Genomic DNA, 3,006 nt, shown 5'->3' on the forward strand with positions numbered 1-3,006 from the left:
CTGTGCCGAGCCACGAGGTGACGGCAACCAGCAGGCCAGCGCCCAGCAGGGAGCAGGTTGCCACGGTAAGCAGGCCGGTGGCGATGAGGCGCCGGCCGCCGTCAGTTTCCGCGGGCAGCAGCGTCAGTGTGGCAGGCCCGACGCCGAGCATCCCCAGTTGCACGGTCAGGAGCGCGGCTGCGACCACCGCGGACCCCAGGCCTATTTGCTCCGGCGGGAGCACGAGGGCCGCGAGTGCCCAGAACAGGAAGCCCGTCACCATGGGGGCAATCCTCGCGGCGGCCAGCCAGGCCGCGTTCCCGCCGACCGAGATCGGTTTGTGGGCCGGCCGCAGGAGCTCGCCGGCCATGGCGCGGTAGTTGTAGAGCAGGAAGCCCATCCAGTACGGCAGGAAGCGGGGTGCCCGGACCAGGGACATGCCAACCCCCCGCACGGTGGCCAGCAGTGGCAGCATCACGAGCCAGCCGGCGCGGCCCGTGTGCTTACGGACGGTCCGGGCCATCCCGGCCCCGTCCTGGAGCCATTGGTCGCGGGCGTAGTCGAACGTGTCGTCAAACCGGTGCCTGACCACCACGGAGTCGGAGACGCCGAGCTTGAACCCGGCCTGCTCCAGCCGGATTCTCAGCTCCACATCCTCCCCGGAGCGGAAGTCGTCGTCGAACCCGACGTCGAGCAGCACGTCGCGGCGCATCAGCGTGGCGCTGACGCCAAACCACTTGCGCACCCGGCTGTGGTTGTGGTGCCAGGCCAGCGCAGCCCCCCAATAGCCGGGGCCGTCGGCTTCGCTGGCCAGCCCGAATTGCAGGCCGTCGTAGCCGCCGGCCGCGAATTCGGTCAGCAGCCGGGACAGGCTCTTCGGCGGAAGGACGACGTCGGCGTCGATCAGGGCGACAACGTCGCCGGTGGCACTGCGGGCGCCGAGCATCCGTGCGGCAGGCAGGCCGCGTCCTTCATCGGAGATGACAGTCGCCCCGCAGTCGCGGGCGATTTCGACAGTGTCATCCGTCGAGCAGCCATCGACCACGATCATCTCGTACGGGTGTTGGCTGCGGATCGACTCCAGGCACTCGCCCAGCCAGGCTGCGGCATTGCGCGCCGGAACAACAACCGACACCTTCAGATCGCTCACGTGGCCTCGCCTCACTCATCCAGTTTTGAACGAACCAGATTCGCGATGAAGTCAGAGGCCTGGTCCGCTGACCAAGCGGCGGGAAGCCGGAGCAGCCAGCAGGGAACGTCCTCCAGGGCCCGGCGCACCACGGCCGCCTTCTGGCCAAAATGCTCCTCCAGCGGGACCAGGCTGGTGGCGCCGAGGGCCTCGACAAGGCGCCGCGAGACCATGGGCAGTTCCGAATGGAAGTTGCCGACGACCCGGTAGGTCATCCACTCGGCGCTGCGTGCTTCCAGCCGCGCGTCCGCGCCGTCGAAGCGCTCGAGGAAGATGGCCAGCTGTGCCGGCGCCGCGGACGAGATCCGTTGCGCTCCGAAAACATGCTCCGGCTGCACCATGCGGTGTTCGGGGGACCAGCGCCGGGTGAATGCGGCTGTTTTCGGATAGCGGACAATGACCGGATGGACCGCCGTGGCCAGATGGGCGACAGGAGTCGTCAGCCATCCGGGGGCCAGGGGCTTGCGGGTTCCCCGGAACATGTCCGGGTAGATGGCGCGGTGGTGGGGTTTGATGAACATCGGTTTGGCGTAGCCCATGAGCATTCCGCCGGCGCCCATGAAGGCCCAGTCGTCGGCCATGAACCGCACATCGGGCATGGCCACCAGCTTCGCCACCGTACTGGTCTTTCCAACACCTCCCCAGGCCGGCAGGAGAACCCCGGAGCCGCGGAAGTCCACCACGGCAGCATGGATCATTGCCGTCTCCTCCTGGACACACAGCCGGTCCAGCAGCGGAATCACAGAGGTCAGGAGCTCACCGGCGCCTTCGACCCGGTACCCGTCCTTTGTTTCGATGATCTGGACGCGGTCCGCCGGAATATAGAGGGACTCCCCGGTGAACCGGTAGGCATCCTCCGCGTGCGACTGGCTGGAAACCGGCGATATCTTGGCGCCGATGGTGATCCGCCGCGGCGCGGTGGAATTCCCCAGGAACGGGGCGAGCATATCCCGCAGTTGCGGTTCCCCTGGTGTGCCCGCCTCCACGTCGATGCCCACGATCCCGTGGACATCGAAGGAGGCTCCGGCAGAGGCGCCAATGGGCTGTTTCACGTCGCGCTCAGGTTGGCTCATGATCCAAGCTTTCTGGGGTCGGGTTCCTGCGGTCAGGTGGTTCCGGGTGCAGGGCCTGCACCGGGCGGTCTACGGGGAAGGGCGCAGCGCGGTTCATTTGACTTCCCGCCACGGCTCTTCCGGCGTCACAACAGCCGCTTTGTCCGGCGACGGCGCCGCAGGCAGCCGGCGGCCGCGCACATAGCCGGTCGCGGTGGCCGCGAGCACGGCGATGATGGCCGCTGCCCGGCCGAGCCCGGCACGGTCCCCGCCGCCGAGCCAGCCGCGGATTCCGGCGAATACTGCACGAGGCAGGACCTGCCGGACATAGCGCCGTTCGGGACCGAGTGCCCGTTTGTGGCCGACGACCCTGCTGACCTGCGCCTTGGAAATCCCTTCGCCCCAGGAACGGGCCAGCATGTAGCGCAGGGTGCCGCGCTCGGCCGGAACGTGGTGGTGCACCAGGGCCGCGGGCTCATAGACCACCCGGGATCCGGGAGCTCCGATCACCGCGCGGATGCATAGTTCGGTCTCTTCGCAGCCCAGCGGGACGGCGTCCTGACGGCCCAGGGTTGTGTTGAAACCGCCGACCCGTTCCAGGACGCTGGCGCGGAAGGACATGTTCGCGCCAATGACGTTGCGGACTTCGGCGGCGACTTTGGGCATTCCCCGGTACGTGCAGCCGACAATCCAGTCGAGCTCGTTGGCGAAGTAGCCCGGCCGTCCGGCTTCCCAGAGCGGTTCCACCCGGCCGCCGACCGCCAGAACGTCGGGATCGTCGTACAT

At 68.1% G+C, this 3,006-nt stretch carries 3 protein-coding genes; all 3 read right to left on the minus strand.

The genetic code is table 11. The features are described from left to right. Positions 1 to 1,129: glycosyltransferase (locus LQV45_RS23285; RefSeq protein ID WP_230009025.1), on the minus strand; the 1,129-nt coding region annotated here is incomplete at its 3' end. Between the two features lie 11 nt (positions 1,130 to 1,140). Further along, positions 1,141 to 2,241 carry a hypothetical protein gene (locus tag LQV45_RS23290; RefSeq protein ID WP_230009026.1) on the minus strand — a complete coding sequence of 367 codons (1,101 nt, stop codon included), beginning with the start codon at positions 2,239 to 2,241 and terminating at the stop codon, positions 1,141 to 1,143. 93 nt (positions 2,242 to 2,334) lie between these two features. Continuing rightward, positions 2,335 to 3,006, minus strand: a 672-nt coding sequence (locus LQV45_RS23295; RefSeq protein WP_230009027.1) for a glycosyltransferase family 2 protein, incomplete at its 5' end; no start/stop codon positions are given.

Source organism: Microbacterium sp. Bi128 (genome assembly GCF_918698205.1).

What these genes read in the sequence shown, in the direction of transcription:
- LQV45_RS23290 (WP_230009026.1), bottom strand. Translation starts at nt 2,241, where the DNA reads ATGAGCCAACCTGAGCGCGACGTGAAACAGCCCATTGGCGCCTCTGCC.